The organism is Bifidobacterium miconisargentati (assembly GCF_019331675.1).
Classification (GTDB): domain Bacteria; phylum Actinomycetota; class Actinomycetes; order Actinomycetales; family Bifidobacteriaceae; genus Bifidobacterium; species Bifidobacterium miconisargentati.
Genome location: NZ_JAHBBJ010000004.1, coordinates 72,516 through 98,673 on the forward strand (window position 1 = coordinate 72,516; position 26,158 = coordinate 98,673).

General features: G+C 65.3%; 24 protein-coding genes. 18 read left to right on the top strand and 6 right to left on the bottom strand.

The genetic code is table 11. The features are described 5' to 3' along the window. The first annotated feature begins 11 nt into the window (after positions 1-11). Both KIH81_RS03625 and KIH81_RS03630 read left to right on the top strand, forming a co-directional pair. Positions 12-1,025: a 4-hydroxy-3-methylbut-2-enyl diphosphate reductase gene (locus tag KIH81_RS03625; RefSeq protein WP_214304109.1), complete on the top strand. Its 1,014-nt coding sequence runs from the start codon at positions 12-14 to the stop codon at positions 1,023-1,025. A gap of 183 nt (positions 1,026-1,208) precedes the next feature. Then, entirely contained in the window at positions 1,209-2,525 is a 1,317-nt protein-coding gene (locus KIH81_RS03630; protein ID WP_214304110.1) for a zinc ribbon domain-containing protein, read from the top strand. Positions 2,526-2,528: 3 nt separating this feature from the next. Here the strand turns inward: KIH81_RS03630 and ybaK are convergent, their stop codons facing one another. The 3 genes from ybaK to KIH81_RS03645 form a co-directional block, all read right to left on the bottom strand. Then, on the bottom strand, positions 2,529-3,038 hold the full coding sequence (gene ybaK / locus KIH81_RS03635; RefSeq protein ID WP_214304111.1) for a Cys-tRNA(Pro) deacylase: 510 nt from the start codon (positions 3,036-3,038) through the stop codon (positions 2,529-2,531). 125 nt (positions 3,039-3,163) lie between these two features. Then, the gene (gap, locus tag KIH81_RS03640) at positions 3,164-4,222 is read right to left on the bottom strand and encodes a type I glyceraldehyde-3-phosphate dehydrogenase (protein WP_033890062.1); all 1,059 of its coding nucleotides are present in this window, start codon (positions 4,220-4,222) and stop codon (positions 3,164-3,166) included. 215 nt (positions 4,223-4,437) lie between these two features. Next, positions 4,438-5,163, bottom strand: coding sequence for a thiamine diphosphokinase (locus KIH81_RS03645; protein WP_214304112.1), 726 nt, complete (start codon positions 5,161-5,163; stop codon positions 4,438-4,440). A 98-nt stretch (positions 5,164-5,261) separates the two neighbouring features. On the opposite strand from KIH81_RS03645, the gene KIH81_RS03650 reads away from it, so the two are divergent. From KIH81_RS03650 to KIH81_RS03720, 15 genes are all read left to right on the top strand, one after another. After that, on the top strand, positions 5,262-7,016 hold the full coding sequence (locus KIH81_RS03650) for a spermidine synthase (protein WP_236029229.1): 1,755 nt from the start codon (positions 5,262-5,264) through the stop codon (positions 7,014-7,016). A gap of 238 nt (positions 7,017-7,254) precedes the next feature. Continuing rightward, positions 7,255-8,022 (top strand): translation initiation factor IF-3, encoded by a 768-nt coding sequence (infC, locus tag KIH81_RS03655; RefSeq protein ID WP_236029232.1) that lies wholly within the window; start codon positions 7,255-7,257, stop codon positions 8,020-8,022. Then, positions 8,003-8,197 (top strand): 50S ribosomal protein L35, encoded by a 195-nt coding sequence (gene rpmI, locus KIH81_RS03660; protein WP_109057724.1) that lies wholly within the window; start codon positions 8,003-8,005, stop codon positions 8,195-8,197. The genes infC and rpmI overlap by 20 nt, the downstream gene beginning before the upstream one ends. A 53-nt stretch (positions 8,198-8,250) precedes the next feature. Then, positions 8,251-8,634, top strand: a complete 384-nt coding sequence (rplT, locus tag KIH81_RS03665) for a 50S ribosomal protein L20 (protein WP_109057723.1) — start codon at positions 8,251-8,253, stop codon at positions 8,632-8,634. Between the two features lie 213 nt (positions 8,635-8,847). Further along, entirely contained in the window at positions 8,848-9,798 is a 951-nt protein-coding gene (gene xerD / locus KIH81_RS03670) for a site-specific tyrosine recombinase XerD (RefSeq protein ID WP_214304113.1), read from the top strand. A 301-nt stretch (positions 9,799-10,099) separates the two neighbouring features. Then, a complete protein-coding gene (locus KIH81_RS03675; RefSeq protein ID WP_214304114.1) occupies positions 10,100-10,939 on the top strand; it encodes a ParA family protein in 840 nt (279 codons plus the stop codon). Between the two features lie 5 nt (positions 10,940-10,944). Beyond that, positions 10,945-11,844, top strand: coding sequence for a segregation and condensation protein A (locus tag KIH81_RS03680; protein WP_338024733.1), 900 nt, complete (start codon positions 10,945-10,947; stop codon positions 11,842-11,844). Between the two features lie 83 nt (positions 11,845-11,927). Further along, a complete protein-coding gene (scpB, locus tag KIH81_RS03685; protein WP_214304188.1) occupies positions 11,928-12,548 on the top strand; it encodes an SMC-Scp complex subunit ScpB in 621 nt (206 codons plus the stop codon). A gap of 92 nt (positions 12,549-12,640) precedes the next feature. After that, positions 12,641-13,573 (top strand): NUDIX hydrolase, encoded by a 933-nt coding sequence (locus KIH81_RS03690; protein WP_214304115.1) that lies wholly within the window; start codon positions 12,641-12,643, stop codon positions 13,571-13,573. 187 nt (positions 13,574-13,760) lie between these two features. Then, positions 13,761-15,206 carry a purine-cytosine permease family protein gene (locus KIH81_RS03695; RefSeq protein ID WP_214304116.1) on the top strand — a complete coding sequence of 482 codons (1,446 nt, stop codon included), beginning with the start codon at positions 13,761-13,763 and terminating at the stop codon, positions 15,204-15,206. Between the two features lies 1 nt (position 15,207). Next, the gene (locus KIH81_RS03700; protein ID WP_214304117.1) at positions 15,208-15,771 is read left to right on the top strand and encodes a cysteine hydrolase family protein; all 564 of its coding nucleotides are present in this window, start codon (positions 15,208-15,210) and stop codon (positions 15,769-15,771) included. Between the two features lie 193 nt (positions 15,772-15,964). Beyond that, on the top strand, positions 15,965-17,890 hold the full coding sequence (typA, locus tag KIH81_RS03705) for a translational GTPase TypA (protein ID WP_214304118.1): 1,926 nt from the start codon (positions 15,965-15,967) through the stop codon (positions 17,888-17,890). 283 nt (positions 17,891-18,173) lie between these two features. Next, the gene (locus KIH81_RS03710) at positions 18,174-18,620 is read left to right on the top strand and encodes an alcohol dehydrogenase (RefSeq protein ID WP_214304119.1); all 447 of its coding nucleotides are present in this window, start codon (positions 18,174-18,176) and stop codon (positions 18,618-18,620) included. Between the two features lie 83 nt (positions 18,621-18,703). Further along, a complete protein-coding gene (locus KIH81_RS03715) occupies positions 18,704-19,684 on the top strand; it encodes a prephenate dehydratase (protein WP_214304120.1) in 981 nt (326 codons plus the stop codon). Then, positions 19,678-20,724: a prephenate dehydrogenase gene (locus tag KIH81_RS03720; RefSeq protein ID WP_214304121.1), complete on the top strand. Its 1,047-nt coding sequence runs from the start codon at positions 19,678-19,680 to the stop codon at positions 20,722-20,724. Before KIH81_RS03715 ends, KIH81_RS03720 begins: the two co-directional genes overlap by 7 nt. 225 nt (positions 20,725-20,949) lie before the next feature. On the opposite strand, the gene KIH81_RS03725 is transcribed toward KIH81_RS03720, so the two are convergent. The 3 genes from KIH81_RS03725 to KIH81_RS03735 form a co-directional block, all read right to left on the bottom strand. Next, positions 20,950-21,207, bottom strand: a complete 258-nt coding sequence (locus KIH81_RS03725) for a DUF6725 family protein (protein WP_214304122.1) — start codon at positions 21,205-21,207, stop codon at positions 20,950-20,952. Positions 21,208-21,310: 103 nt separating this feature from the next. Further along, the gene (locus KIH81_RS03730) at positions 21,311-24,223 is read right to left on the bottom strand and encodes an ABC transporter permease (protein WP_214304123.1); all 2,913 of its coding nucleotides are present in this window, start codon (positions 24,221-24,223) and stop codon (positions 21,311-21,313) included. Next, positions 24,220-25,050, bottom strand: a complete 831-nt coding sequence (locus KIH81_RS03735) for an ABC transporter ATP-binding protein (protein WP_217624859.1) — start codon at positions 25,048-25,050, stop codon at positions 24,220-24,222. The genes KIH81_RS03730 and KIH81_RS03735 overlap by 4 nt, the downstream gene beginning before the upstream one ends. 81 nt (positions 25,051-25,131) lie before the next feature. Between KIH81_RS03735 and KIH81_RS03740 the strand changes: the two genes are divergently transcribed. After that, positions 25,132-26,094: a tyrosine recombinase XerC gene (locus KIH81_RS03740; protein ID WP_214304124.1), complete on the top strand. Its 963-nt coding sequence runs from the start codon at positions 25,132-25,134 to the stop codon at positions 26,092-26,094. Positions 26,095-26,158 lie beyond the last annotated feature (64 nt).

A 26,158-nucleotide genomic window follows, 5' to 3' on the forward strand; every position in this document is an offset into this window, starting at 1 on the left:
TGGAGGTCGATATGCAAGCCAAGGAGGTTCCGATGACCAAGTCCGTCGTGCTGGCCGATCCGCGCGGATTCTGCGCGGGCGTGGATCGTGCGATCCTGACAGTCCAGACGATTCTCAAGGCCGCGGAATCATCCGGCGAACCCCGCGCGGACGGACTGCCGCCGGTGTACGTGCGTCGTCAGATCGTGCACAACAAGCATGTGGTGGAGGAGTTGGCGTCGCAGGGCGCGGTGTTCGTGCAGGAACTCGCCGAAATCCCCGACGAGGCCGCCGCCGCGGGCATCCCCGTGGTGTTCTCCGCCCATGGCGTCTCCCCGGAAGTCAAGCACGAGGCCGAACGCCGCGGCATGCATGTGGTGGACGCCACCTGCCCTCTTGTGGGCAAGGTGCACCGTGAGGTGCTGCGGTTCGTGCGCGAAGGCTATGAGATTGTCTACATCGGCCACAAGGGACACGACGAGGCGGTAGGCGTGGTGGGGGAGAGCCCCGAGCACGTGCACCTCATCGAGCACGAATCGGACGTGAACTCGCTGGACTTCACCCCGGACGTGAAGCTCGTGCTGCTCTCGCAGACCACGTTGAGCGTGGACGAGACGGCCGGCACCATCGCCGCGCTCAAGGCCCGGTTCCCGTGGATCGAGGAGCCGCCGAGCTCCGACATCTGTTATGCCACCTCGAACCGTCAGGCCGCGGTCAAACTGGTGGCGCAGCAGTCCGACTGCGTGGTCATCGTGGGATCGGCGAACTCCTCGAACTCCGTGCGGCTCATGGAGGTGGCCCAGGAGGGGCTTGGGGAGCGAGGCCACGCCTACCGCGTGGACGACGCCGGCGAGCTCGACCCCTCATGGTTCGAGGGCGTGGCATCCGTGGGCGTGTCCTCCGGAGCCTCCGTGCCGGACGAGCTGGTCTCGGGCGTGATCGAGGCGTTGCGCGGATGGGGTTTCACCGGCATCAAGTCGGTGGAGACCATCAAGGAGAACATGCATTTCGTGCTGCCTCCGCAGGTGCGCGCGCTCGCCCGATAGCCGTTCGTTCGGTGGCATGGAAGGCCCTATCGGCCGTAAACGATCCGGGCGTGTGCTCTGTCATCTCCTCCGTCTCCGTAAAACCTCCCGAAACCCGTAAAACATGATCGCCGAAACGCGCCGATGCGGCTGCGGGCCTACTATGACGGTGTAGAGAGAAGTCCTGAGAGACAGGGAGGGACCATGCGGTTCTGCACCAACTGCGGCGCGAAGCTCGGCGAGAACGATCGATTCTGTGTGCAATGCGGTCAGGAACGTGACGACTGGCCTGTACAAGGTGCCACGCCGTCGAATGACGCGGCGTCCGGCCCCGCGCAATCCGACCAGTCCGCCGATCTGGCGTCGCAGCCCACGATGGTCGACCCGTCCATGCAGCAGCCCGTCTCGCCGCAGGTGCCGCAAGCGGCCCAATCCGCCGTTCCCGCCCCGACGGTGCCGTTGCCGTACACGGCCCAGCCCGCGACCGGTGCCACCGCGATTCCGGTGCCGGGGACTCCGGTCGGCACGACTCAGGCTCCGACCGCACCTCAGTCTCAGTCGCAGCCCAAGTCCAGGCAGAACAAGGGGCTGATCGCCGCCATCATCGTGGCCGCGGTGGTGGCTGTGGCATTGGTCGGCGCGTTGCTGTGGGTGCTGGTGATCCATCCGAGGATGTCCGGTTCGCCGAGCCAGGCCTCGTCTTCCCAGAGCACTGGCACGTCTGGCAAATCCGGTTCCGGCACGTCCGGCGAATCCGCCGACACCAAGGCCAAGGCCTGCGCCGACGCCCCGGATTTCAATATCGACTCCCACGACATGCACGGCAAGGATCTCGTGGTGCGTTTGAAGGTCACGGCCTCCTGCGGCAGTGGCAGCACCCTGAATCTCGATGACGACGCCGTGCGCATCACCCTCAAGGACGGCGACGCCACGCTCGCCGACGCCGTCTACGGCTTCTCCGACGACCCGCTGACCGCCAAGGCCGGCGAGGACGCCGAAACCTCCGTGGCCTTCGCGCAGTCCCAGTACTGGTTCGTGCCCGGCGAGGCCGATTGGGACAACCTGGAGATCACGGGCGAGCTGGGTGCCGACGCCCAGGGAGACAAGGCCAAGCTTGACAACTCCAAGGACTTCGCCGGCGCGGACGCGCTCGACAAGGACGGCCGGGAGAAGGTCGCCAAGGCCGCCATCGACCGGCAGATCAGCCATGACAAGTCCGCAGTCGACGACCTGACCGGCGACTACACCACGCAGCTGTCCAGCAAGCAGCTCAACATGCAGGCGGACGGCAAGACCTGGACCTATCAGGACATCTGGCAGCAGTACGTCGATCTCAAGAACGACTGGCCGAATACGGTGCTGCTGTGGTCCGGCGACTGGCCGAAGTACCAGCGCAGCGGCACCACCGAATACTACGTGATGCTCTCCGGCGAGACCTTCGGCAGCATCGACGATGGCTGGGATTGGTGTAGCGCCAACGGCTTCGGCCAGAACGACTGCATGCCCATCAGTTTCGAATAGCCGTCACCACGTGCCGATCGGTGCGGCCACAGCGTCCAGCACCTTCAGCAGGTCGTTCGGATTGACGCCCACGGACAGGCCGCGCTTGCCGCCCGAGACCAGGATCTCGTCGAACTGCAGCGCGCTCTCGTCCAACACGGTCTTGTGCCGGGTTTTCTGGCCCAGCGGCGAGATGCCGCCCACCACATAGCCGGATTCGCGCATGGCCACCTTCGGATCGGCCATGGCGGCCCTCTTGGCGCCCACGGCGGCCGCCAGTGCCTTCAGGTCCATGTGGCCGCTGACCGGCACCACGCCGACCACGCGCTCCGAGCCGGTGTCCGCCATGAGGGTCTTGAACACCTGATGCTCGTCAAGACCGAGCTTGGTGGCCGCCTCCACGCCGTAGCCGTCGTCCATATGGTCGTTCGAATGCTCGTATTCGTATACATGGAACGCCACGCCGGCCCTCTCCAGCTGGACGGTCGCCGGCGTGGATCCCGCGCCCTTGTCATGCTTGCTTTTCTTAGCCATGATTCCCGTTCTACTACGAAGAAACCCCCGCACGGGGCGGGGGTTTCATCAAATGCCTATGGATTCGCGCAACCGCGAACCCATCCGTCTACCGGTCTTGCGGCCGGGCCGACTTCAGGCGAGACTCACTCGGAGATCTCGGCGAAGTACAGCAGGGTACGGATCATGTTGGAGGTGAAGCCGTACTCGTTGTCGTAGAAGGAGACGGTGCGAGCCAGGGTCACGCCGTCAACGGTGTTGACGTCGGTCTGGGTCGGGTCGAACACGCCACCGTGGGTGTCGCCGAGGATATCGGAGGAGACGATGCCCTCATCGTTGTAGCCGTAGAACTCGCAGTTCTCGAAGGCTTCCTTGAAGGCGGCGTTGATCTCGTCGGCGGTGGTCTCGGTGTTCAGAACGGTGGTCAGCTCGGTGACGGAGCCGTCCGGGACCTGGACGCGCTGGGCGTGGCCCTGCAGCTTGCCGTTCACGGACGGAACGACCTTGCCGATGGCCTTGGCGGCGCCGGTGGAGTGGGCGATGGTGTTGATGGCGGCGGCGCGCAGGTTGCGACCGGTCTTGGTGCCACGCGGGCCGTCCAGCAGCATCTGGGTGCCGGTGTAGGCGTGGATGGTGGTCATGAAGCCGGCCTTGATGCCGAACTTCTCGTCCAGCAGCTTGACCATGGCGGCCATGGAGTTGGTGGTGCAGGAACCGGCGGACACGATCACGTCGGAAGCCTTGAGGATGTCGTGGTTCACGCCGAACACGACGGTCGGGGTGACGTCATCCTTGGCCGGGGCGGAGATCAGGACCTTCTTGGCGCCGGCGTTGATGTGGGCCTGGGACTTCTCGGCGGAGGTGTAGAAGCCGGTGCACTCGAGCACGTACTCGACACCGTCGTTCTTGACCCACGGAATGTTGTTGGCGTCCTTCTCGGCGTAGACCTTGTACTCCTTGCCGTCCACCACGATGGAGTCCTCGGTGGCCTTGACGTCGACCGGGGTGCCGTCGTCGTGACGGAAGGTGCCGTGGGTGGAATCGTACTTCAGCAGGTAAGCCAGGGTGGCCGGGGTGGTCAGATCGTTGATGGCGGCAACTTCGATGTCACCAGCCTGGCCGCCGCGAGCCTGCAGCTCGAAGATGCGACGGAAGGCGAGACGACCAATGCGACCGAAGCCGTTGATACCAATCTTAACTGTCATGTAATTCTCCCTTGTAGGGTGGCCATGGTGGGCATGCGCACACCGGGCCATTGTTTACCAACGCTTGTTACTTTAATGCCTTGTCTGTACACAAGGCAATGTTGCAGCATGCGTTTTGGGTAAAATCGCCCGTTTTTTTGTGAGCGTTCACATTCCGTTCGCCGCATGACCGTATGCCGGGCGCCGGCAGGGGAAAGCACCGATTCGCGGATGGTTCAGCGAACCAGCAGTTTGGACACCTCGGTGTCCAGTTCGCCGATGCCGCCGTCGAATGCGCGGAACCGGCTCACCTCGGGCAGCGCCACCTCGATGGGGAAGGTGACGATCAGCGTGCCATGCTCCACGCTGACGTCCGCGTCCACCTGGTCGCGGAACTCGTTGCTGACCCCCTGCACCACCGTGTTGGTCAGCGTGCCGTCCCTCAGCTCGTATTTGAGCCCCGGCTCGTTCACGCCAAGCGAAACGTCTGAGTGGGAGAACACCGATACCATGCGGCCGTCCTCGGGCACCGGATGCGCGGGGAAGGAGAGCCTGCCGTCGGTGATGGCCGTGACGATCAGCCCGTCGCCGTACAGGTAGCCGCTTGCGCCGTGGTGCGACAGCAGCGCCATCAGCTGGATGCAGGAGATGGAATGGTCGATGCGTCCTCCGAGCCCGCCGTAGACGCGGAACTCGCGGCAGCCCGCCGCCCAGCCGACCTTCAGTGCGGACAGCATGTCCGGATCGTCCTTCAGCGGCGGCAGCGCGATCGTATGCGTGCCGGCTGCCGGTTGGCGCCCCTCCAGCGAATCGAAGTCGCCCACCACCACGTCCGGGGCGATGCCCAGCTCGCGCGTATGGTCGAGCCCTCCGTCGGCCGCCACCACATACGCGCCGGACGGCACCACGGGATCGCCGGCGTAGTATTCGCCGGCGCCGAAAATCACGCACACCTTGCTCATGCGTCCAACTGTAGCCCTCCATGCCGCTCGTCGCCGTCCATCGCTGCTAGGCTGGGCGAAACGGGACATCATCCGGATGGAGAGAACGGGGGAGCGGCATGGCGCACATCACCGAAGCGAGCGAGAGGCCCATCCTCAAATCGAAGGTGTTCCTCTACGTCACCGAATTCTTCTCCGGCATGTCCGTGATGGCCGCCGAACTGGGCGCATCCAGGCTGCTGGCGCCCTACTTCTCCAGCTCGCAGATCGTGTGGACCATCATCATCGGCACCATCATGATCGCCCTCGCCCTGGGTGCGGTGTTCGGCGGCCGCTGGGCGGACAAGGACCCGAACCCGGACAAGCTGTACCTGCGCATCATGGTGGCCGCCGTGTGGATCGCGCTCATCCCGCTGGTCGGCAAGTACCTCATCCTCATCATCTCCGGCCTGCTCATCGTCACCGTCTCCACGAACTTCCTCGTCATCGCGGCGTTCATCTGCTGCGCCATCATCTTCGTGCCGCCGCTGTTCCTGCTGGGCACCGTGACCGCCGGACTCAACAAGTTCGCCACCACCTCGTTGGAGGACAACGCCTCCGTGGTGGGACGGCTGTCCGCATGCAACACCGTCGGCTCGATCCTGGGCACTTTCCTGCCCACGTTCGTCACGATCCCGGCCGTGGGCACGTTCGTGAGCTTCCTCATCTTCTCCGGCGTGCTGCTGCTCATCCCGCTCGCCTACTTCATCTCCATCAGGGCCAGGCGCGTGGCCTGCGTGGTCTCCGCCGTGATCTTCGTGATCACCGGCTGCGTTTCGCCGCTCACCGGCTTCGCGTTTTGGGAGACCAACCTCGCCTACGAGGGGGAGTCCATATACAACTACCTGCAGGTCAAGAACCTGTCCGACCGCACGATCCTGTCCACCAACGTGCTCTTCGGCGTCCAGTCCGTCACGATGAAGGACAAGGGACTGACCGGCATGTACTACGACACCGCCCTCGCCGCGCCTGCGCTCGCCGACAAGGCGGAGTCCGCGCTGATCCTGGGCATGGGCACCGGCACGTACGCCCGTCAGCTCAGGCAGTACTATCCGGACATGGCGATCACCGGCGTGGAGATCGACCGGAAGATCACCGATCTGGCCGGCACCTACTTCGACGAGCCGGCCGACGTGCCCGTCTCCACCTATGACGGCCGCGCCTGGCTGGCCGCCTCGCATGACACGTACGACGTGATTATGGTCGATGCATATCAGGACATCACCATCCCGTTCCAGATGAGCTCGGACGAGTTCTTCTCCATGGTGCGCGAGCATCTCAATCCGGGCGGCGTGATGGTGGTCAACATGAACATGGTCTCGGACGGCGCCGGCTCGATCAACGAGGCGCTGCAGGCCACCATCGCCAACACGTTCGACGGGGCATGCCGCGTCGGCACGACCTTTACGGCGGACGTGCCGAACACCACCAACCGGGAGCTGTTCGCCAAGGCCCCCACCAAGGACGAGCTGTCGCGGTACGACGGCTGCAGCGATTCCTGGCGCGGGACCGGCGAGATCGGCACCGTCTCGGAGCCGATCACCAGTGGCATGGCGAAGGACGTCAGCGCCGGGTCGCTGCGGGCCGCCACATGGGACCGCACGCATGACGGCGAACTCGCGGCGTACATGAGCGAGGTCGCCGGACGTATGACGCCGGTGGCGGATCCGGTGGCCGGCTCCACCGATTCCTCGCTGATCCTGACGGACGACAAGGCGCCGGTGGAGGTGCTCGGCATGCGTGCCATCGACCAACTCATCGCCGAGGAGGCCGGACCGTACCGCGAGATCCTGAAAACCGAGGGCATCGGTGGACTGCTGCGCGCCGTGCAGTGATGTCCCGACACGCGGGGCGGTGATGTCCGGGCGTGTGGTAGACTTTCCATTTGGCTTGAGAAATCAAGAAAGCGGGGCAACCCCACCTGGAAGCCTTTCAAGGCCTCGGGTTCAAGGCATAAGCCTTCAGATTGCCGTCTGTTTCCATACACGGCGATTGTGATGATTCGTGAATGCATATCACGGATTGCGAAACGTGCGCATTGCGCCGGCTTCGGCTTGCCATGAACCTGTCGCGTTGAATCGACTGCCAGATGAGCCTCGCGAGGAACAGCAGAGGATTGGAGTCATCATCAGCGACGAACCACGCATTAACGACGAGATTCGCGTCCCGCAGGTACGCCTGATCGGCCCGAAGGGCGAGCAGGTGGGCGTCATCGCGACCTCCGTCGCGTTGAACCTGGCCAAGGAGGCAAACCTCGATCTCGTCGAGGTGGCCCCGAACGCGAAGCCTCCGGTCGCCAAGCTCATCGATTACGGCAAGTTCAAGTACAACGAGAAGATCAAGGCTCGTGAAGCCCGCCGCAACCAGAGCACCGCGGAAATCAAGGAGATTCGTTTCCGCCTCAAGATCGACGACCATGATTTCGACGTGAAGAAGGGTCATGTGACCCGCTTCCTCAACGGCGGCGACAAGGTCAAGGTCACCATCATGCTGCGTGGCCGCGAGATCTCCCGCCCGATCGGCGGTGTGGAACTGCTGCAGCGTCTGGCCGACGACGTGGCGGAGTACGGCACCATCGAGTCCAAGCCGAAGCAGGAGGGTCGCAACATCATCATGACCCTCGCTCCGAAGGGCAAGAAGGTGCACACCCAGTCCGAGCAGCGCCGTCGCGGTGCGGAATCCCGCGCCGAACGCCAGGCACGCCAGGCCGCCCGCCTGGCCGCCAAGCAGGAGGCGCAGGCCCAGGCCGTGGCCGAAGCCAAGGCCTCGGTTTCCCCGCAGACTTCCGATATGAAGAAGCAAACCAGCAAGGAGGGCAGCAATGCCGAAGATGAAAACTAATTCCGCCGCTTCCAAGCGCGCCAAGATCACCGGCTCCGGCAAGGTGAAGCACGTCGGTTCCGCCATGCGCCACAACCTCGAGCACAAGTCCGCTCGCAAGCGTCGCGCCCTGTCTGCCGACGACGTCCTGCGCGGCGGCCAGGCCAAGAAGATCAAGCAGCTTCTGGTGAAGTGAGCTTAGGGCCCACCCGGAAATAACAAGACTTTAGAAAGCTGAGGAAATAGATTATGGCACGTGTCAAGCGCGCAGTGAACGCCCACAAGAAGCGTCGCGTCGTTCTCGAGAGGGCTTCCGGCTACCGCGGCCAGCGCTCCCGCCTGTACCGCAAGGCCAAGGAACAGCTGCTGCACTCCTTTAACTACAACTTCCGCGACCGCAAGGCTCGCAAGGGCGACTTCCGCAAGCTGTGGATCCAGCGCATCAACGCCGCTGTCCGCGCTGAGGGTATCACCTACAACCGCTTCATCCAGGGCCTGAAGCTGGCCGGCATCGAGCTGGACCGCCGCGCCCTCGCCGAGCTGGCCGTCTCCGATCCGGAGACCTTCAAGACCATCGTCGACGCCGCCAAGGCCGCTCTGCCCGAGGACGTCAACGCTCCCGCCGAGGCGTGAAACAGACAGTCCGGTGGACTGTCTGTAGCCGAGGTGAGCAGCTGTGCTGCGAAGGACGCGCGTCAAGCGCGTCAGGCCTGAAACAGACAGTCCAGTGGACTGATGTGATTTTCTGACAGAAACCCCGCTCGCCGAGCGGGGTTTCGTCATATTTCCAGCTCCCCTCAGAGAGGGAAGCCAGAAAAACGACAATTCCGATTACCATAGGACTCCATGACCGACTCATTCGCCAGACTCACCGAACAGTTCCTCGTCCACATCGGAGTGGAGCGGGGGCTCGCCACGGCCACGGTGAAGGCGTACGAATCGGACATCGCCAAATACGTGGATTGGCTGGAGTCCCGTGGCATCGGGGAACCCGACGCCATCCGCACCCAGGACGTGGAGGATTACGTCGCCGCATTGGACGCGGCGGGGGAGTCCCCGCGATCCAAGGCCCGCAGGCTCGCGTCCCTGCACGAATTCCACCGTTTCGCCCTCGCGCAGCACATCGTCTCCGACGACGTCTCCGCCTCCGTCAAAGCTCCCAAAGGAGCCTCCACATTGCCCGACGTGCTGAACATCGACGAGGTGGCACGTCTGCTGGACGCCGTCGCCCCGCCCGAAACCGCCGCCGGCACGGATGCGGGCGCCGTGGATCCGATCCAGCTGCGAGACAAAGCACTCCTCGAATTCATGTACGCCACCGGCTGCCGCGTCTCCGAAGCCGCCGGCGCGAACCTCGACGACATCGACCTGGACGAACACGTCGCCCGACTCATGGGCAAAGGCTCCAAACAACGGCTCGTACCCGTCGGCGGATACGCCTGCGAGGCCCTGACCCGGTACCTCAACATGGGCCGTGGCGAGCTGGAACGTCGAACCACCGCCAAAACGCCCGAAAGACGGGCGCTGTTCCTCAACAAACGCGGCCGTCGCATCTCCCGTCAGTCCATCTGGGAGGTGGTCCGCCAGGCGGGGGAGAAGGCCGGCATCACCCGTCCGCTCCACCCGCACACCCTGCGCCACTCCTTCGCCACCCATCTCATCCAGGGCGGTGCGGACGTGCGTACCGTGCAGGAACTGCTCGGCCACGCCAGCGTGACCACCACGCAGATCTACACGCATGTGAGCCCCGAACACCTCATCGAGGCCTACCTTATGGCCCATCCGCGCGCGAAGTGAACCATCCGATGAATCTCCCGTAACCCATGGCCCCGGCCGGAAACCCGGTTTGCGCGGAGAACCGCGCCGGACGGCATCGGGCGCCGCGGACCGGCTCCGTACGGCACGATTCGTTCCATTGCCGCGCCATCGCACTGGCCGAGCCCCGCGAGTAGGCTGTGAGGAAGGAGAACATACGGAGGCTGACATGGGCGATTGGCGCGACGATCGGGGCGAGGATTTCCGTCAGGGGACTTTGCCTATGGTGGGAACGTATGTCGTTGCCCGGCAAGACGAGGAGGATATTGATAAGGTGGACGGTATGCCTACCGATCTGCTTGGACGTGAATACGAAACCTTCCCCGCCCCCGAACCGCTGCAGCAGCATGGCCCGGCCAGGGTCATCGCCATGTGCAACCAGAAGGGCGGCGTAGGCAAGACCACCAGTTCCATCAACATCGCCGGCGCGCTGGCCCAATACGGCCGCCGCGTGCTCATCGTGGACTTCGACCCGCAGGGCGCCGCCACCGTGGGACTGGGCATCAACGCGAACACCGTGGAGAACACCATCTACACCGCGCTGTTCGACATCTCCGTGGACCCGCACGACGTGGTCCAGCACACCACGTTCGAGAACATCGACATCATCCCCGCGAACATCGATCTGTCCGCAGCCGAAGTGCAGCTCGTGACCGAAGTGGGCCGCGAACAGATCCTCAACGGCGTGCTGCGCAAGGTCAAGAACGAATACGACCTCATCATCGTCGACTGCCAGCCCTCCCTCGGCCTGCTCACGGTGAACGCGCTGACCGCCGCGGACGGCGTGATCATCCCCGTGGCCGCCGAGTTCTTCGCCCTGCGCGGCGTGGCGCTGCTCATGCAGTCCATCGAGAAGGTGCAGTCCCGCATCAACCCGGCGCTGGAGGTCAGCGGCGTGCTGGTGACCATGTACACCAAGACCCTCCACTGCGAGGAGGTCTGCCAGCGCATCTACGAGGCGTTCCAGGACAAGGTCTTCCACACCGTGATCTCCCGCTCCATCAAGCTGCCGGATTCCAGCGTGGCCGCCGCGCCCGTGACGGTGTACGCCCCCGAGCACAAGACCGCCAAGGAGTACCGGGCCGTGGCCCGCGAGCTCATCGCCCGCGGCATCGTGGCGTGACCGGCGTGCCCGATTCCCGTCCGGACGGGCCGGGAAGCCAGCCCGTCACCGGCTTCCGGGTGAACCTTGAGGTCTACTCGGGGCCGTTCGACGTGCTGCTCGGCATGATCGCCAACAACCGCCTCGAACTGACGGAGGTCTCGCTCTCCGCGATCACCGAGGAGTTCCTCGCCTATGTGCGCGGACTCGACTTCGTGCGCAACATGGACGAGGCCAGCGCCTTCCTCGACGTGGCCTCGATTCTGGTGGAGGCCAAAAGCGCCGCCTTACTGCCCGCCGACGAGGAGGGGCAGCGCGATGAGCAAAGCCTCGCGGCCCTGCGTGAACGCGACCTGCTGTTCGCGCGCCTCCTGCAATACCGGGCCTACAAACAGGCCTCCGCCGACTTCCGCGCACGCATGACGCTCAACGCCGGCCGATTCCCGCATCCCGCCATGGTGGACGAGTCGGTGGCCTCGCTCCTGCCCGAACTCGTCTGGACGCTGACGCCGGACGACCTGGCCCGTCTCGCCGCCCGCGTGATCGCCAACGCTCCCGCCTCGGAAGTGTCCGTCCATCAGTTGCACGTGCCGTTGGTCGATCTGCGGGCCCAATCCCTGCTGGTGCGCGAACGGCTCAGGGCCGCGCTGGAGCGGGGGAGTACGGAACCCGATAAGTCCGATGGGGATGCCGGATCGCTGTCCTTCCGGGAGCTCACCGCCGACTGCGTAACCCGCATCGAAGTGGTGGCCCGGTTCATGGCCATCCTCATGTTCTTCAAACAGGGCTCGCTGCAGTACCGCCAGGAGGGGCCGTTCGAGGACCTGCGCCTGCGCTGGGTCCCCGGCCCGGACGACGACTCCCCGGCCGCGGACGGGAACGGCGACGATGACGATGTGACGATTTCGGAAGGTGACTTCGCATGACGGGAACTCAGGAAACGCAGACCAACGCCGCTGCGCGATCCGCGGGCGATGGCGTGACGCCGGACGGCGGGGGAGTCGCATCCATGCCGCCTCAGTCCGGCCGGCCGATGACGTTCGCCGTGTCCGGACCGGCGGGCGATTATCCCGGCGGTCTGCCCGCCTGCCTCGAGGCGGTGCTGATGGCCGCCGACCAGCCGCAGACGCCCGCCGACCTGGCCCGCGTGCTCGGTTGCGGTGCGCGGACCGTGGAACTGGCATTGGCATCCCTGCGGGAGGAATACGAGGGTGATCCGGACGCGGGTGTCCGTCCGCGCGGCTTCGAGCTGCGTGAGACCGCAAGCGGCTGGCAGTTCGCAAGCCGGGCCGTCTACGAGCCGGTCGTTTCCGCGTTCGTGACCGACGGGCAGACTGCCCGGCTGAGCCAGGCGGCACTGGAGGCGCTCGCCATCGTGGCGTACCGCCAGCCGGTCACGCGCGCGCAGGTGGCCGCCATCCGCGGCGTCAACTCCGACGGTGTGATCCGCTCGCTCGCCGTGCGCGGTCTGGTGCGCGAGGAGGGCGTCGATCCCGATTCCCGTGCGGCGCTGCTCGTCACATCCGCCCTGTTCCTGGACATGATGGGACTCGACTCCCTCGACGACCTGCCCTCGCTGGCCCCGTTCCTGCCGCCAGTGGACGATGTGACCGGCGAGGACGCCGTGTGATCCACGTCCCGAACAGTTATAGTCACAGTGACTATAACTAGTGCTATGCTGTGAACCCGAGGGGACGCTCCGCACAGAGAAAGAGGCATGGCATGGGATTCGGCAACGTATCCGAGCGCCGCAGCGCACCGCCGCAGGTCGGCGTATCCGTGGTGATCCTGACGCTCGGCCCGCAGTCGGACGGCATCCGCGACGCCGCCGATTCGAGCCATGCCTCCGGGGATGGGGCATCCGGGACATCCGCGAGGCCTGCGGCCCGCGGTGCCTCGGCCGCCCACTCAAGACTCTGGCTGCCGCTCGTCAGGCGCGTCCGTCAGCCGTTCCTGGGCTTCTGGGCGCTGCCGGGCGGCGATTTGAGGGCCGACCGTTCGCTGGAGCAATCGGCCTACTCGGCGCTCGAATCGACCACGTCCCTGCATCCCCGCTATCTCGAACAGCTCTACACCTTCGGCGACCCCGCCCGTTCGCGCGGCGGACTGCCGATGGTCTCCATCGTCTACTGGGCGTTGGTGGAACAGCGCGAGGCCGCGGATTTCGAGGACGGCGACAACGTGCGCTGGTTCCCGGATGACGATCTGCCGCCGCTGGCCTTCGACCACCGCGAGATCATCGACTACGCGCTGGCCCGGCTGCGCTCCAAGATCGAATACTCGGACGTGGCCACCCGGCTGCTCGGCCCCACTTTCACGCTGCGTCAGCTGCATGGCGTGTACGAGGCCATCGCCGGCCAAAGCCTCGATCTGGCGAACTTCCGCCGCAAGATGCTCGCCTCCGGCGACCTTGAGGACACCGGCGAGAAGGTGCGCGAGGGGCGTCAGCGCCCCGCAGCCGTCTACCGGTACGTGCCCCCGGATCCGGGAGACGTCGCCGTGCCGGGACAGGGGAGCGGGGCGCTGCCCGCCGTGGGAGTCACGGCCGATCATGACAGGGCGACCGGGGCGTCGACCGATTCCGACGAGTCCGGCCGTGCATCGACCCGTGCGGACGACGCGCTTTCCCCATTGATTCCATCCGCCCACGGGTGAGTCCATTACATCGGCTCCCCTCTCCGAGGGGAGCTGTCCGCGACGCGGACTGAGGGGAGTGCCGGGCTAACCGCAGCCCTCCCCTCGGTCTCACTATGTTCGACAGCTCCCCTCAGAGAGGGAGCCAGAACAAACGCAATCCGTTCAACGAAACAACCAACCAACACCAACAAGAAGAAGGTTCACTATGAGTGACACCAAGGAGAAGAGCTCCGCGCTCTCCGTGGAGGAGCAGGGCATCGACACCATCGCCGAGTCCGACCGCCACGGCAGCCCGAAGGACCTGTTCTGGCCCTGGTTCGCCGCCAATATCTCCGTGCTCGCCATGTCCTACGGCGCCTGGTCGCTCGGCTTCGGCATCTCGTTCTGGCAGGCGACCCTCGCCTCCATCATCGGCATCGTCGTCTCGTTCCTGCTCGTGGGCGTCGTCTCCATCGCCGGCAAGCGCGCCAACGCGCCGACCATGGTCATCACCCGCGCCACCTTTGGCGTCGAAGGCGCCAAGGTGCCGTCCGTGCTGAGCTGGATCGCCACGCTCGGCTGGGAGATCTCCCTGACCACAACCGCCGTGCTCGCCCTCGCCTCCACCTTCCAGCGTCTGGGCTGGGGATCCGGCGCGGCTCCGAAGATCATCTCCACCGTCATCGTGGTGGGCCTCGTGGTGGTCGCCGGCATCTTCGGCTACGACCTCATCATGAAGGCCCAGCAGGCCATCACCGTCATCAGCGGCGTGGTGACCATCGGCTTCCTGATCCTCGGCTGGTCGCACATCGACTTCGCCGCCGTGGGCGCTTCCCAGGGAGGCTCGGCGCCTGCCGTGCTCGGCGCCTGCCTGTTCGTCATGACCGGCTTCGGCCTGGGCTGGGTGAACGTGGCCGCCGACTACTCGCGCTACCTGCCGCGCAAGTCCTCCAACACCGGCATCGTGTTCTGGTCCACGTTCGGCGCCTCCCTGGCCCCCGTGCTGCTCGTCATCTACGGCGGCCTGCTCGCCGTGTCCAACAAGGACCTCGCCGACGCCGTGGGCAACGACCCGATCGGCGCCATGGCCTCCATCCTGCCCACCTGGTACCTCGTGCCCTTCACCATCGTGGCCGTGCTCGGCCTCATGTCCGGCGCCATCATGGACAACTACTCAAACGGCCTGGCACTGCTGAGCTTCGGCATCAAGCTGCCGCGCGTGGCCGCCGCCGGTCTGACCGCCGCGCTGACCGTGCTCGGCGTGGTGTACGTCACCTTCTTCTCCGACACCTTCATCGGCCCGTTCCAGGGCTTCCTCATCACCCTCGGAGTGCCGATGGCCGTGTGGACCGGCCTGTTCATCGCCGACGTGCTCCTGCGCCGCAAGGACTACGCCACCGACGACCTCTACAAGCCGTCCGGCCGCTACGGCGCCTGGAACGTCAAGTCGCTCGTGATCCTCGTGGTCGGCACCCTGCTCGGCTGGGGCCTCGTAGTCAACACCTCCGCCAGCTGGCTCGAATGGCAGGGCTACTTCCTCGGCTTCTTCGGCGGCAAGGACGGTGCATGGGCGTCCGCCAACCTCGGCGTGATCGTGGCACTGCTCGTCGGCCTGCTCGGCGCGCTCATCTTCCAGCGCGGCGACATCGCGGCTCAGGAAAAGGAGAACTGACATGGCAATCCCATCAGATGAATGGCTGGTCGTCATCGACCGCCAGAAGGTGTTCGCCGAATCCGACTGGTCCGACTGGGCCTGCCCGGACGGCTCCTTCCACACCACCGACGCGCCGTTCGCCGCGCTCGCCAAGGCCTACGGCGACCGCGTGGCCTACACCCGCTACGTGGCACCGACTCCCGCCCAGGACGCCTGGGTGGACTACTTCAAGGACTGGCCGCAGTTCCTCGTGCCCCCGGACGACCCGATGTACAGGCTGACCGCCGACACCGCCGCGCTCGCCGCCGGGCGCCCGGTCGTGAGCCGCGACACCTTCGGCAAGTGGGGCGACGAGCTTGCCGCGGCGATCGGCGGGGCCAAGAAGATCGCCCTGTGCGGTGTGGCCACCGACTGCTGCGTGATCACCACCGCCCTGGCCGCGGCGGACGCAGGCGTCGCCGTGCGTGTGATCGCCGACGCCTGCGCCGGCTCCAGCCCGGAGAACCACCAGCGCGCCCTCGACACGATGGCCCTGTTCGCCCCGCTCATCACCATCACCGATTCCGCCGCCGTCCTCGGCTGATCGGATTTCCGCGCACGATGGCCCGCACCCGAACGAGTGCGGGCCATTCGCGTATCACGTGCTGGTCAAGCCGTGCCGGTACACTCGTGACGGTTTGTGTGTAAGTACAGGGAAGCAAAACCCAACAGATAAGTACATAAGTACGCAAGTACCGAACGATTACGCAAAAGAATCAGTATTAAGAGAGGTTTCGATGGCGGTTCGTGGAGATATCCGTAATGTGGCGATCGTGGCTCACGTCGATCACGGCAAGACCACGCTGGTCAATGCCATGCTTCAGCAGTCCCATGTGTTCTCCGAGCGTGAGGAAGTGCCGGATCGTGTGATGGACTCCAACGATCTGGAGCGCGAGAAGGGCATCACCATCCTCGCCAAGAACACGGCCGTGGAATACACCGGCCCGCTGGCCGCCAAGTACGGCCACCCGGAGGGCATCACCCTCAACATCATCGACACCCCCGGCCACGCCGACTTCGGCGGCGAGGTGGAGCGCGGCATCTCCATGGTCGACGGCGTCGTCCTGCTCGTGGACGCCTCCGAAGGGCCGCTGCCGCAGACCCGCTTCGTGCTGCGCAAGGCCCTCGAGGCCAAGCTGCCGGTCATCCTGTGCGTGAACAAGGTGGACCGTCCGGACGCCCGCATCTCCGAGGTCGTGGGCGAGACTTCCGACCTGCTGCTCGGCCTGGCCGACGACGTGCAGCACGAGGGCATCGACCTGAACCTCGACCAGCTGCTCGAAATGCCGGTCATCTACTGCGCCGCCAAGGCCGGTTACGCCTCCGTGAACCAGCCGGCGGACGGCGGCATGCCGGACAACGACAACCTCGAGCCGCTGTTCGAGGCCATCATCTCCAACATCCCCGCCCCCGAATACGAGGAGGGCGCCCCGCTGCAGGCCCACGTGGCCAACATCGACTCCTCCGACTTCCTCGGTCGACTCGGTCTGGTCCGCATCTACAACGGCACCCTCGAGAAGGGCAAGACCTACGGCCTGTCCCGTGTGGACGGCTCCCTGGAGAACTTCCGCGTCTCCGAGCTGCTGCGCACCCAGGGCCTCGACCGCATCCCGGTCGCCTCCGCGGGCCCCGGCGACATCGTGGCCGTCGCCGGCGTGAACGACATCATGATCGGCGAGACCATCGTCGACCCGAACGACCCGAAGCCGCTGCCGCTCATCCACGTGGACGAGCCGGCCATCTCCATGACCTTCGGCGTCAACGACTCCCCGCTGGCCGGCACCGAGGGCAAGGACCACAAGCTCACCGCCCGCATGATCAAGGACCGTCTGGACCGCGAGCTCATCGGCAACGTGTCCATCAGGGTGCTGCCCACCGACCGCCCGGACGCCTGGGAGGTCCAGGGCCGTGGCGAGCTGGCCCTGGCCGTGCTGGCCGAGCAGATGCGCCGCGAAGGCTACGAGCTGACCGTCGGCCGCCCGCAGGTGGTCACCAAGAAGATCGACGGCGTGATCAACGAGCCGATGGAGAACACCACCATCGACGTGCCGGAAGAGTACATGGGTACCGTCACCCAGCTCATGGCCGACCGCAAGGGCCGCATGGACGGCATGACCAACCACGGCTCCGGCTGGGTGCGTCTGCAGTTCACCGTGCCGTCCCGCGGCCTGATCGGCTTCCGCACCGCCCTGCTGTCCGCCACGCGCGGCACCGGCATCTCCTCCTCCATCTCCGCCGGCTACGCGCCGTGGGCCGGTGAGATCACCATCCGCCAGAACGGCTCCATGGTCTCCGACCGCAAGGGCGTGGCCACCCCGTACGCCATGCAGCGCCTGCAGGCCCGTGGCAACTTCTTCGTCGAGCCGCAGTCCCCGGTGTACGAGGGCCAGGTCGTGGGCGTGAACAACAAGCCCGACGAGCTGGACGTGAACATCACGCTGGCCAAGCACATGACCAACATGCGTTCCTCCACCGCCGACGTGCTGGAGACCCTGACCCCGCCGATCAAGATGAGCCTCGAGGAGTCCCTGGACTTCGCCAACGAGGACGAGTGCGTGGAGGTGACCCCCGAGTCCATCCGCGTGCGCAAGATCATCCTCGGCCGCGAGGACTGGTACAAGTGGCGCGCCAAGCAGCGTCGTCAGAACAACCAGTCTAAGTAGTCTGATTGTTCTGACGACGCTGCCTTCGCGGATGCCCTATGGTGGCATCCGCTCACCTCGGCTACGGAAAGCCCACTGGGCTTTCCGCTTAACGCCTCGGCATCGTCAGAACAACCAGACCAAGCAGTCTGATTGGGTATATTCTGGCTCCCCTCGCTGAGGGGAGCTGTCAGCGAAGCTGACTGAGGGGAGCCATCTCGAAGGAACTTCCCTCAGTCTCACTACGTTCGACAGCTCCCCTCAGCGAGGGGAGCCAGTGTGTTTGTGACATAGTATGGGACATATGGGTATCAACAGCGTGGAATCATTGCCTTGGTCGCATCGGCGGAACGCGCTGGTCAGATCGTTGATTACGATGCTGGCCGGCGCGTTCGCCGCATTCATCGGCACCTTCGCGCACCGCATGGGCGCTTCGGCCGACATCCCGTACGGACTGGCGCTGGCGTTCCTGCTCATCATCCTGTCCACATGGTGCGCCCGCGCGCGGCTCGGTGCGGTGGGCCTCGCCCTGCACCTGATCACCTCGTCCGCCACGGCATGGGGACTGGCCCTCGCCACCACTTCCGGCAACGCGCTGATCGTGGCCGGATTCCAAGGTGATATGCCGTTCTTCTCCCAGCACGCCGGATACATCTGGCTGTACGGCATCGTGCTCGTGCAGGTGGTCATGCTCGTCCTGCCCGCCCGCTGGTTCACGATCCCGCCCCGCGACACCACGCCACAGGCGTAAACCGAGGATTCGCACAGCTTTGACCGCGCGTGTCGTGGGCATCTCACACGCAACCACTCCAAGCCCCGCTACCATAGAACGATATGGCACGCATGAAACTCTTCTATCTGGGCCCCGAGGGCACCTTCACCCATCAGGCGGCAATGACTGCCGCCGAACAGTTCGCCCCTATGGGAGATTTTGACCTCATTCCGCTTCCCGATGTGCCGGCGATCATGAACGCCGTGCAATTCCGCCAAGGCTGGGGCGTCATCGCCTGGGAGAACAACGTCGAAGGCTACGTGGTCCCGAACCTGGACGCGCTCATCGACTCCACCGACGTGGCAGGTTTCGCCCGCGTGAGCGTGGACGTGGCGTTCAACGCCTTCACCGTGCGTGGCCACGGCATCTACGACTGCACCGGCCAACTCGTCAGTGCCCACCCGCACGGGCTCGCCCAATGCACCAGATTCATCGCCGAATACCGGCTCAAACCCGAGCCGGCCTCATCCAACGCCGCCGCCTGCCGTGATCTGAAGCCCGGCCAGGTGGCGCTCGGCCCCAGCATCTGCGGCACGCTCTACGACCTCGACGTGCTCGGCGAACATGTGCAGGATTTCGACGGCGCCAGAACTGACTTCCTGGTCATCGCGCCGCGCGACGTCGTCCAGGAACTCAACGTCCGCGCCCAGCATGGCGATGCCAGTGATTTCGAGACGATCATCACGTTCATCCCGCTTGCCACGGGTCCGGGAGTCGTGGCGAACATCCTCGACATCCTGCGCGTCGCGGGACTGAACATGACCAGTTTCATCTCCCGCCCCATCAAGGGGCACGACGGCACCTACAGCTTCATCGACACGCTGGACGCCGCGCCCTGGGAGCCACGGTTCCAGAAAGTGCTGGAAATACTGGCCATGAAGGGCATCTGGATGAAGACGCTGGCCGTCTATCCACGCCGCGAACGCCCCAACCCCCCGGTCGATGCGTGGATGTTGCCCCAGGGCGGCATCCATATCGATGAGGAGCGTATGCCGGAAGGATGGCAGCACACCGAGATCGTGAGAAAGGAACTGTTGTGGTAGATACGGTCGGCATCGTAGGACTTGGCCTCATCGGCGGCTCATTGGCCAGGCGATTGGCTCGACGCGGCATCCGGGTCGTGGCGTGGAACCATCGCCCGCATCCGTACGCGCAGGCGGAAGCCGACGGCATCTACTGCAAAAGCACGCTCGCCGAACTCATGACCGCCGAACCGGACGTGCTGGTCCTATGCAACCCGCTCAAGGCCATGCCCGCTATTCTGGCCGAATTGAAGCCCCTGTTCGACGAGCATCCCGACACCACGCTCACCGACGTCGGTTCCGTCAAGGGCATGGTCCGCGATCAGGTCAAGGCTGCGGGACTCGCGAACCGGTACGTGGGCGCGCATCCGATGGCCGGCAACGAACTGTCCGGCTGGCAGGCCGCCGACCCAAGCCTGTATGACGACGCCCTGTGGGCCGTGACCGTGGACGAGCCGACGGACTACCGCCGGTTCTTCGCCGTGGCCTCGCTGATCACCGAAGACGTGGGCAACCGCATCATCGTGCTGGACGACGAGACCCACGACAAGGCCGCCGCCATGATCTCCCATATGCCGCATGTGGTCTCCACCGCGCTCATCAACGAGCTGACGGCCAATCCGGACCGGAATGTGGCGGCCGCATTGGCGGCGGGCTGCTGGCGCGACATGACCCGCGTGGCCCTGACCGATCCCGACCGCACCCGTGCGATGGTCGAGGAGGACGCGCTCAACGTGGAAGTGCTGCTGCGCCGCATGGCCGCACGCCTGACCGATATGGCCGACCAGCTGCATGCCGAGCAGGAGCAGGGCGCCGGTGCGCAGGGGGTTCTGCAGCAGAGCAGGGCCGCGGCGGATGTCAGAAGGTTCTTCGCCGCAGGCGACCCGTTCCGCAAATACAAGGCGGCACTGGCCTCGACGGCCGATTTTCCCGCACGCGAGTTGGAGATTCCTGAGGTCGGCTGGCAGCAGACGCTCCTGTTCTCCGCCCGCAGGGGAGAGGCGATCACCAGCTTCATCCACCCCCATCAGGCCGTGATCCAGCTTCGCCCCGCGATATAGGAATCGGCCTGCGGCCGATGCTGTGTCTCCCGCGTCCTTGACAGGACGCTCTTCTACTACCCTTCAGTCAACCTGCGGTTGACGGCTCCCCTGACAAGGGGAGCCTAGCCTATATAAAATCGCGGCTCCCCTTGTCAGAGGAGCTGGCTCGCGAAGCGTGTCTGAGGGGTAGTAGAAAAGCAGACAAAGCCTGCGAAACAAATCTATCGGCCTGTGGCCGATGCCTCACGGACGCGGTTTCACGTGCGGCCGTTCGGGTACCGGCTTCAGCGTGGCGATCTGCTCCTGGTGGATGGTCACGTTCTGGGCCGGGCGGGAGCCGTTGGCGGCCGCATCACGCACCATCTCCAACGTGTAGCCGTCCCAGGACACCACATGCCCCACGAAATCACGGAACTTCATGCGCCCGTCCGCAGGGTCCACGCCATCGGTGATACGCACCACGATGCGTGCGCCCACCGGAATCTGCCTCGGCAACGTCATCGGAATCATCCCCCTTATGAATCACGCGGGATGTCGGCCCTGACACCCCGATATCGGTAGTTCCACCTTACTCCGAACACGTTGCGACGCACGGAACTGGCAATCATTCCGCCGCCACCGCATCGAGCACCGGCTGCCGCAACGCGCGTGAGGCGGGGGAGACCGAGGCCACCAGACCCACCACGATCGAAAGCGCCAGGAACACGCCCAATTGCCCCCACGGCACACTCAGCGAACTCAATCCGTTCGCCTCGTACACCGCGCGGATCACCACACCGGCCGCGACGCCCGTCACCATGCCCATCACCGTGCCGAACACGGCGATGATGGCCGCCTCGATGCCGAGCATGCCGCGTACCTGGGCGCGCGAGGTGCCAATCGCCCGCAACAGGCCGATCTCCTTGGTGCGTTCGGACACGGACAGCGCCAGCGTGTTCACGATGCCGAACACCGCGATCACGATGGACAGGGCCAGCAGCGCATAGAGCACCAGCAGGATCTGGTCGACCATCGTGCTCATCGTGGACTTGAATTCCTCGCGATCCTGCACGTTCACCACGTAATACGGCTTGACCGCCTTGATGAGCCGCGCTTTCAACGCCCCCAGATCCTCGCCGCGCGCCGCGTTGACGAACAGCATGATGGTGAACATCGTGTACTCGTTGGTGACCTTGCCGGCCGTCTCATCGTTCATGAGCACCATCGACCGATACACCGAATTCTCGATGATCGCGCCGATCCGCACCTTCACATGCGTGAGGGTGGTCTTCGTCTTCACCAGCGTGCTCGGATCCACGTTCTTCGCATCCTCGGCGGCCTGCCGCGCCTTGGACGCCTTGGCCTGCGCGCCGGCCGCATCCCCGGAGGCGAGCAGCTGCTGGGCCTCGGCCTGCAATCCGGAGACCTTCGCCTCCACCTGCGCCTGGTATTCGGCCTGCGCCTTGGCGGTGGCCTCCTTGTCGACCACCACCTGCCGGCCGTTGACCCGCACCGTGTCGCCGACCTTCCAGCCGTTGTCCTTCGCCACCGCGATGCCCACCACCAGCTCGCCATCGCGCAGTGCCTTGTCCGCGTCTCCCGCATGGGTGACCGGCGCGAACACCTTGGTGAACAGCGACGGCTGCTCGGCGAACGTCATGGCCTGCGTCCGATCGTCGCCCGAACCGTACGTGACGCCCATGAGCATGCGCGACTGCGAGACCGAACCCACGCCGTCGGTCTTACGGATCGCCTCGATGGCATCGTCCGGAATACGGCCATCGGATGCGGACATGGCCGAGAAATCGGACTTCAGCCCGGAATCCACGATGCCCGCCACCGAGGCCTTCGCCGAGGAGGCCACCACGCCCAGACAGCTCACGATCGCGACGCCCACGAACAACGCGGCCGCCGTATTCGCGGTCCTGCGCTTGCCACGCGCCAGATTACGGGTGGCAAGCCGGCCCGTCACCGTGAACACATGCGCCGGAATCCAACCCAGCACCACGCTCGTGGGCCCCACCAGCGCCGGGGCGAGCACGATCACGCCGATGACCACCAGCCCGGCGCCCACACCGAGCGGCCAGCCGGTGCCCATCGCGGAGGCCGCGTCATTGAGCCATCCCCAAGGCGAGACGGCCACGCCGTCGTTGTTCGCCGCGGCGATACGCCAGCACAGCACCCAGGACGCCGCGCCGCACACGATCATCGCCGTGCCGGCCACGCCTCGCGGCCACACGGGCTTCTCCGGGTTCACCGTCTCGTTCATCGCCTGGATCGGCGGGGCCATCGCCGCCCGCCGTGCCGGCAGGGAAGCGCCGATGAGCGTGACCAGCACGCCCACCACAAGACCCACGAGCATATCCGACACACTCGGGTTCGAGGATCCGGTCATCGGCGTGCCCATATGCGCCATCAGCGCCACGATGCCCTTGACCATGATCCAACCCAGCCCGATGCCGATCAGCGAGCCCATAAGACCCAGCACGATCGCCTGCACCACCACCGTCACGAACACCTGGGCGGGGGAGGCTCCGATCGACCGCAGCAGCGCATAGCCGCGCATCGACTCGCGCACGATCATCGAGAACGTGTTCGCGATGATGAACGAGCCCACGAACAGCGCGATCACCGCGAAGATCAGGATCAGCGGCTGCACGAAGCCGAGCGCCTTCTTGGTGGCTTCGGCGTTGCTGTCGCGTACATGCTGGCCGGTGATGGCCACGGCCTTCGAGCCGGCCGGCAGCGCCTCGTTGATGCGGTCCGCGAGCCTCTGCTGCTGCGCCTCGCTGAGCGGCTGCCCGCCGTTCGCCGAACCGTAGACGGCGAGATAGCGGGCGGTGCCGACCTGTCCGGACTGCTGCTGGAAATAATCCTTGGCCACTTCCGGCGCAAGCCCGATGATGATCGCGCCGGCCTGCGACGACGTGGTGGAGAACAGTCCCACGACCTTCACGTCCACCGCGCCGTCCGGATACACAAGCTTGGTGGTGTCGCCGACCTCGAGCCCCGCGGTTTCCGCGGCGAACGTATGCAACGCGATTTCGTGCTTGGTCCTCGCCCACCGGCCCTTGACCAGCGATGCCGAGCGCCAGGTGCCGTCCTTGAGCCCCAGGCTGCTGGTCACGCCGCCCATCGTGGAAACGGCGTTGCCGCTTTTGTCCACCAGCACCAGACCCGAGACTTGGTAGACGGCCTCGGCGCGCGCCACGCCCTCGACCTTGGCGATGGTGTCCGTCAGGGAGATGTCGATGCGGTTGTAGGTCTTCGTCTCGGAGGAACCGCCGGAATCAGAGCCGGAGGATGAGCCGGACGAGCCCATGGCATCCGTCGCCGCCGCGCCCTTCTGCTCCTTGCTGCCTCGCACATACACGTCGGCATCCGAGTTCGAGGCCATCATCTGGTCCACCTGGTTGTTCATCATCTCGCGGAAGCAGAACGAGCCGACCACGAAACTCACGCCCAACGCGATGGCGATGATGGACATGACGAACCGCCCGAGATGCGCGCGGGCGTCGCGCAGGCCGATGCGGATCATGCGTCCGCCCCGTCGTCGCCGGTGCCGTCCGCAAACACCTCGAGGATGCGCTCGTAGGTGGGGTGGTCCAGATCCTGCGTGATATGCCCGTCCGCCAGCACCAGCACGCGGTCGGCATAGGAGGCGGCGCGCGGATCGTGCGTCACCATCACGATCGACTGGCCGTAATCCGCCACGGACTGCTTGAGGAAGCCCAGCACCTCACGGCTGGAACGGGAGTCGAGATTGCCGGTGGGTTCGTCCGCGAAGATCACCGAAGGACGCGCCATCATCGCACGCGCGCAGGCCACGCGCTGCTGCTGTCCACCCGAAAGCTGGCTTGGCCGGTGCGTGAGCCGCTGCTCCAGGCCCACCACCCTGACCACCTGATCGAACCAGTCACGGTCGATGGGTTTTCTGGCTATCTGCAGCGGCAACAGGATGTTCTCCTCGGCCGAAAGCGTGGGCACCAGATTGAACGATTGGAAGATGAAGCCGATCTGCTGGCGGCGCAACCGGGTCAGCTGCCGCTGGTTCATGGCCGAGACCTCCAGCCCCTCCACGAACACCTGACCCGAAGTGGGCTGGTCAAGACCGGCCATGCAGTGCATCAGCGTGGACTTGCCCGAGCCGGACGGTCCCATGATCGCCGTCATCCTGCCGCGCTCGAACTCCACATTCACATGGTCCAGCGCGGTGACGAGATTGTCCGCATCCCCGTAGGTCTTGACCAGATCCACGGCGCGGGCCACCACATGATCGCGTTCCTCGCGTTCGGTCTCGTTCCCGACCGTCTCCGTATTCCGTCCACCTCGCCGTACGTTATGCTGTGCGTTGTGCCGTGCCATGCTGCCCCAATCCCATCGAATGCGTGCCTATAGTCTATCGGAGGGCAGGTGCGGGACGGTCGGATGGAAAGGCGGTGCGATATGCGGTTCGAAGAGACGATCGGCGCGTTCGTCGCCTATCTGAAAGCCAATCGCGGACTGTCCGAAAATACGCTGAAAGCGTATCGCTCCGACCTTGAATCCTGCCTGGCATTGTTCGGACGGCGCGGGGTGGGGGACCTGAATGAGATCACGCTCGACGATCTGCGCTCCTGGATGGCCGTCGAATCCAGGAACCACGCCAGAAGCAGCATGGCCCGCAAGACCGTCGCCGTTCGCGCGTTCTTCTCATGGGCGCATGACCACGGGGTGACGCGCACCGATCCCGCCGCCACGCTGATGACGCCCTCCATCCCCGATTCGCTGCCCGCCGTGCTCACCGAAGCGCAGGCCGAACAGCTGATGCGACGGGCCGATGCCGATGCTCGCTCTGCGCCCGCCGATTCCGCTGCGCATGATTCCGGGTGCGACGGGGAATCCAGAGCAACGGCGGACAGACGGGCCGAAGCCCTGCGTGACGCCGCGATACTCGAGCTGCTGTACGCCACCGGCATTCGCGTGGCCGAGCTGGCCGCATTGGACGTCGCCGATATTGATGCGCTCAATCGCACCATCAGAGTCACCGGCAAGGGAAATAAACAACGTGTCGTTCCTTTTGGAGTGCCGGCCATGCGCGCGCTTGACGCCTGGCTTGCGCAGGGCAGGCCCCGTCTCGCGAATGCCGGTTCGGGCAGCGCCCTGTTCCTCGGGGCCAGGGGAGGGCGGCTCAACCAGCGCATCGCCCGCGAGGTGGTCCATCGCGAGGCCCGCGCGGCCGGCGTGCCGGACATCAGCCCGCACGCCCTGCGCCATTCCGCGGCCACACATATGCTCGACGGCGGCGCCGATCTGAGGGAGGTCCAGGAGATGCTGGGCCATTCCTCCTTGAAAACTACACAACGCTATACGCACGTCTCCGTCGAACAGCTCAAAACCCGCTACATGCAGGCGTTCCCCCGGGCCTGACCAACATGCGGACACTACCCGACGCGGCTGCGTAAACGCTGTATGAAGCCGAAAAACAGGCATG